The sequence below is a fragment of the Hydrocoleum sp. CS-953 genome, assembly GCF_002260545.1.
Taxonomy (GTDB): Bacteria; Cyanobacteriota; Cyanobacteriia; order Cyanobacteriales; family Microcoleaceae; genus Trichodesmium.
On sequence record NZ_LGSU01000696.1, the window covers coordinates 1 to 4,264 of the forward strand.

The 4,264-nt window shown below is 38.8% G+C and carries 4 protein-coding genes and 2 pseudogenes; all 6 read left to right on the top strand.

The annotated features are described in order from the left end of the window. Positions 1 to 507 precede the first annotated feature (507 nt). The 6 genes and pseudogenes from AFK68_RS43360 to AFK68_RS36440 all read left to right on the top strand — a co-directional run bounded on the left by AFK68_RS43360 (position 508) and on the right by AFK68_RS36440 (position 3,817). Positions 508 to 636 (top strand): hypothetical protein, encoded by a 129-nt coding sequence (locus tag AFK68_RS43360; protein ID WP_256386514.1) that lies wholly within the window; start codon positions 508 to 510, stop codon positions 634 to 636. Positions 637 to 894: 258 nt separating this feature from the next. Further along, complete coding sequence (locus AFK68_RS08060; protein ID WP_094672296.1) at positions 895 to 1,122, top strand: hypothetical protein; 228 nt, start codon at positions 895 to 897, stop codon at positions 1,120 to 1,122. 383 nt (positions 1,123 to 1,505) lie between these two features. Further along, positions 1,506 to 2,105, top strand: a 600-nt coding sequence (locus tag AFK68_RS08065; protein ID WP_246844062.1) for a tocopherol cyclase family protein, incomplete at its 3' end; no start/stop codon positions are given. Between the two features lies 1 nt (position 2,106). Then, positions 2,107 to 2,515, top strand: a pseudogene (locus AFK68_RS08070) (tocopherol cyclase family protein); the annotation flags it as partial. Between the two features lies 1 nt (position 2,516). Further along, positions 2,517 to 2,884 (top strand): annotated as a pseudogene (locus AFK68_RS08075) (tocopherol cyclase family protein); the annotation flags it as partial. Between the two features lie 777 nt (positions 2,885 to 3,661). Continuing rightward, positions 3,662 to 3,817: a hypothetical protein gene (locus AFK68_RS36440; protein ID WP_168186367.1), complete on the top strand. Its 156-nt coding sequence runs from the start codon at positions 3,662 to 3,664 to the stop codon at positions 3,815 to 3,817. The last annotated feature ends 447 nt before the right edge of the window (positions 3,818 to 4,264 follow it).

The following is a 4,264-nucleotide window of genomic DNA, read 5'->3' on the forward strand; positions in this document are numbered from 1 at the left end:
AAATTTTTTAGCCTTTGAGACTAAAAAGTTAGCACGAAAGGCAGACACTTCCCAAAAAGATACAGGTACAATTATTTCTCCTACTTCCCCACACTTCCCACACTTCCTTGACGCACTACCAGATATTTTAACTCTCCTAATTATTTGTAAAATTCTTTTTTCAAAATGGTATTACTAGATAATAAAGTTCCTCAAAAAATATACTTCTACATAATGAGTGGATAAATTTTGACTTTCTGATTGACCAAGAAATAAGGTCTCAAGCTTCCCTATTACTGGAGGTACTGATAATTAGGGTTTGCTGAATAAGTATGAGTGATAAGGGTAGGAGTCAGAACCCACCCCTAACCCCTCCGGTGGAGGGGGAGTCAGCAGGTAAGGATTTAGGTATCTCAAACCCAGTTATAGAGAGACTTCTGAAAACGACTGACTCAGCCATTTAATAACCTTATTCTCAATAATCAGGAAAATAAAGGCTTATAGCAATCTCTAATTGAGAATAGGACTTTGGAGCAAAATGCGGTCAATACTTATCCATCAAGATTTATAGGCTTTTCCATAGAACCTGAATCCTTACGTCAGGAGTCAGGAGGAATGGGAGCTATAGAGGAAGTAGTCGCAAGAATGGTTTGTTAATTTTTCTTTCCTAGTCAGCCTTATAATGCTAACTTTTTGAACCTTTTGGACTAACATCTTGCACTTTTTCAAGACCATTAAAGGCTAAAATCTTTATCTGTCAATGCTTTTAAATTTAATCAGCAGAGCAATAATTAATAATTGAAATAACCCAAGTCCATTTTCATAAGATGTTAATTTTTCTGTAGTTATTGTTACAAAAGAACAGGGGACGTGCCAGATTAGTTATTAGAAAAACATCATGTGGAGAACAAAAAAATGAATACTGATGAACAAGCCCGGGAACTAATGGTAAAAAATAGACACCATGAAGAACATATACAAGAATCTATGCTAAATCGTTCCTCAGAAGAAGTGGAACAAACAGCAAACCACATAGAGGAAGAAAAAGCCAGAGAATTAATGGCTCAAGAACGGCAAAATGAAGAACATCTACAAGAATCTATGCTAAATCGTTCCTCAGAAGAAGTAGGTCTTTCTAAATAATCAAGTTACATTTTAGGATAGAATATAAAATATTGGGTACAATCGCAATATTACTAAAACAATGTGAGCGTACCCTTTATCTATATAAGTATCTAGCTTATTTGACATACTCCCGACGTTGCGTAAGCGCAACATAACGATAACGATGACGAACCCGGGATTCTTCAGTCAGCAAAAACTGACTGCTGTTTTAACAGAGGTGATGTCCTCCCCCTGTGATGAAGGTTAGAATAACAAAATCCTCCTAGCATGTCTTGCGGCTGATGAACCTTTAGCTTGTGGAGGTATCCGAATCTTTGCCCTGGCTTTCCCATACGACGCTCCCCCACCGGAGAGCGCGGGAATTCCCGCCAGGGAAGTTAAACAAAATTACTTAAGGAGTTGTGAGAGAATACCCAAAACAAACACCCCACAGTGGCTATCACTGGGATGGTAGCGATCGCCGTTTCTTTGAAGGTTGGTATTATCGAGTCACCCTACCAGAAAAGAAACAAACTTTCGCCTTCATGTACTCTATAGAAGATCCTATCGGTGGTCAACCTTATAGTGGTGGTGGCGCTCAAATTCTTGGCCCAAATGACGAATATCTCTGTCGGACTTTCCCAGATGTGAAAAAATTTTGGGCAACCCCGGAGGTTCTAGAATTAGGTCATTGGGGAGAAACAAATTTACAAGGTCCAGTTGGCTATTTAGATCCACAAGTATTTCAGGATAAAATTCAACAAGGATATCAAGCTACAGCAACTTGGCATCAAGGAATTCTCTTCGATCCAGGAAATAATAATTATTGTCGTTGGCAATATCAGACAGAACCTATTTATGGTTGGGGAAACCCAGATGTACAACAACAGTCAACTGCTGGTTGGCTATCATTTTTACCAATTTTTGAGCCTGGATGGCAAATATTAATGGCTCATGGTCTTGCCACTGGTTGGATAGAATGGAATGGCAATACTTATAAATTTACTAATGCACCAGCATATNGGGAAACCCAGATGTACAACAACAGTCAACTGCTGGTTGGCTATCATTTTTACCAATTTTTGAGCCTGGATGGCAAATATTAATGGCTCATGGTCTTGCCACTGGTTGGATAGAATGGAATGGCAATACTTATAAATTTACTAATGCACCAGCATATAGCGAGAAAAATTGGGGTGGTGCTTTTCCGAAAAAGTGGTTTTGGCTTAACTGCAATAGTTTCTATGATGAACCAGATTTAGCTTTAACTGCTGGGGGTGGTAAGCGAGGAGTATTGTGGTGGATGGAAGAAGTGGCAATGGTGGGTATTCATTACCAAGGCAAATTTTATGAGTTTGTACCGTGGAACTCTGAAGTATATTGGCAAATTCAGCCTTGGGGAGAATGGAAAATGCAGGCAAAAAATGATTTANGAGTATTGTGGTGGATGGAAGAAGTGGCAATGGTGGGTATTCATTACCAAGGCAAATTTTATGAGTTTGTACCGTGGAACTCTGAAGTATATTGGCAAATTCAGCCTTGGGGAGAATGGAAAATGCAGGCAAAAAATGATTTATTTGAGGTAGAGTTGACTGGGACTACAAATTGTTCTGGTACACCTCTACGGGCACCATCAGAACAGGGATTAATATTTTTGTGTCGGGATACTATGCGGGGTAATTTAACTTTGAAGTTAAGAGAAGTTAGGGATGGTTATTCAAAGTTGATTTTGGAAGCGCGTAGCGATCTATGTGGTTTAGAAATTGGTGGAGAGTCTTGGGAGCAACCTTGGGTGAAATGATAATGGATAATGGATAATGGATAATTGATTTTGAGCAATTTTATGTCTGGGAAAAGTACCAGCTTTTTGGTTGATAAAGTTGAAAAAGTTAGCATTTATAGGATAACTTCACTCTTGCGATTCTTTCGACCACCTTCTTACGAACTCCCATTTCTCTTGACTCTTACGGCATATTTCGGGGAAATGAGGTACAAAGTAAATGGTGAAAATATTGCAGCGCTGGCATCTTGCCCGCGATGGGTGTACCTCATAACGCGCGGAAACTGCTGTAACTACTACCTACTCCCTACCTCAACAAAAAGACTTCCATAAGCAAACCCTAAGTAGAGCAATTGGGATGTATTACTTATGGCTACTGACATTTTCTGTTTCCAATTCTTGCAATTCTTGAGTCAAGGGAAAGACTTAATATTTCTCTAAGTTGAGTAGAAATTATACCCTTGACATTCCTGCTAGTTCGGCTGCTTTGCTAGAGGATAAACAAGCCATTTCATAGAGTTAACTACTGCTAATATCCGTAACTCTTCTACATCCGTAACTCTTCTACAAATGTTGTTGTATCTGCGTTGGTTGCTTCCAGGACTGATGCAGTTATTTCCATTGATAAGTAGGTGGACAAAGTTATTTATATATAATATTTTTTGTTAATCCTTCGATGGCTCTGTGACAGAGAAATCAAAAATGCACAATTAATTCTGTCCAGGTACTTATTTGGATAGGTTTCATGGGGGGGAAGATTTTTTTGAGTGCTAATAATGGTTTAATGCTAATTTATTTTTGACAAAAAAAGCATTGCTCTTTAGAAGTCAGAAGCAATTTCTGACTGAGTTTGAGAATTTAGAAATCTCAGCACCCATTATGAGGCCAGAGTTTGATTATGTAATCGTCACAATCGCTCAAGTTCGATGTCCAGAAATACGAAACCCATTATGAGGTCTGGTGGTCACCACCGCTGGAGGTGCAGAAAAACGAATATTAAATCTTAAGCTTAAGTTGGTTTTTATAGAGGCCCTAAGCGTATCTCCATAAAATAGGTCCTGGTGGAGAATTAATTGATAAAAAATGGGTAATAATTGATTTGATGATTGGATGAGTGGGAGATATCTAATGCACCCCATCTCCCCATCTCTCCACACTCCCCTACTCCCCTACTCTCAATCTCTAATTTTAAAGTTCTATAACGTTATAGTTTTTGGAACCCATATAGAAGCCATTGGGTATCTTTGCAAAGCTGAGAGTTTTGGCTCTTGAGTCAGGAGTCAAGAGATTGAGAAATAAAATAGGGAAAAAGGTAGAAAAATACCCCCATCTCCCCATACTCCCCATCTATAATTCGCGTATAGAACCCCTTCAGGGGTTCTATATAGTATAGTGTATCTG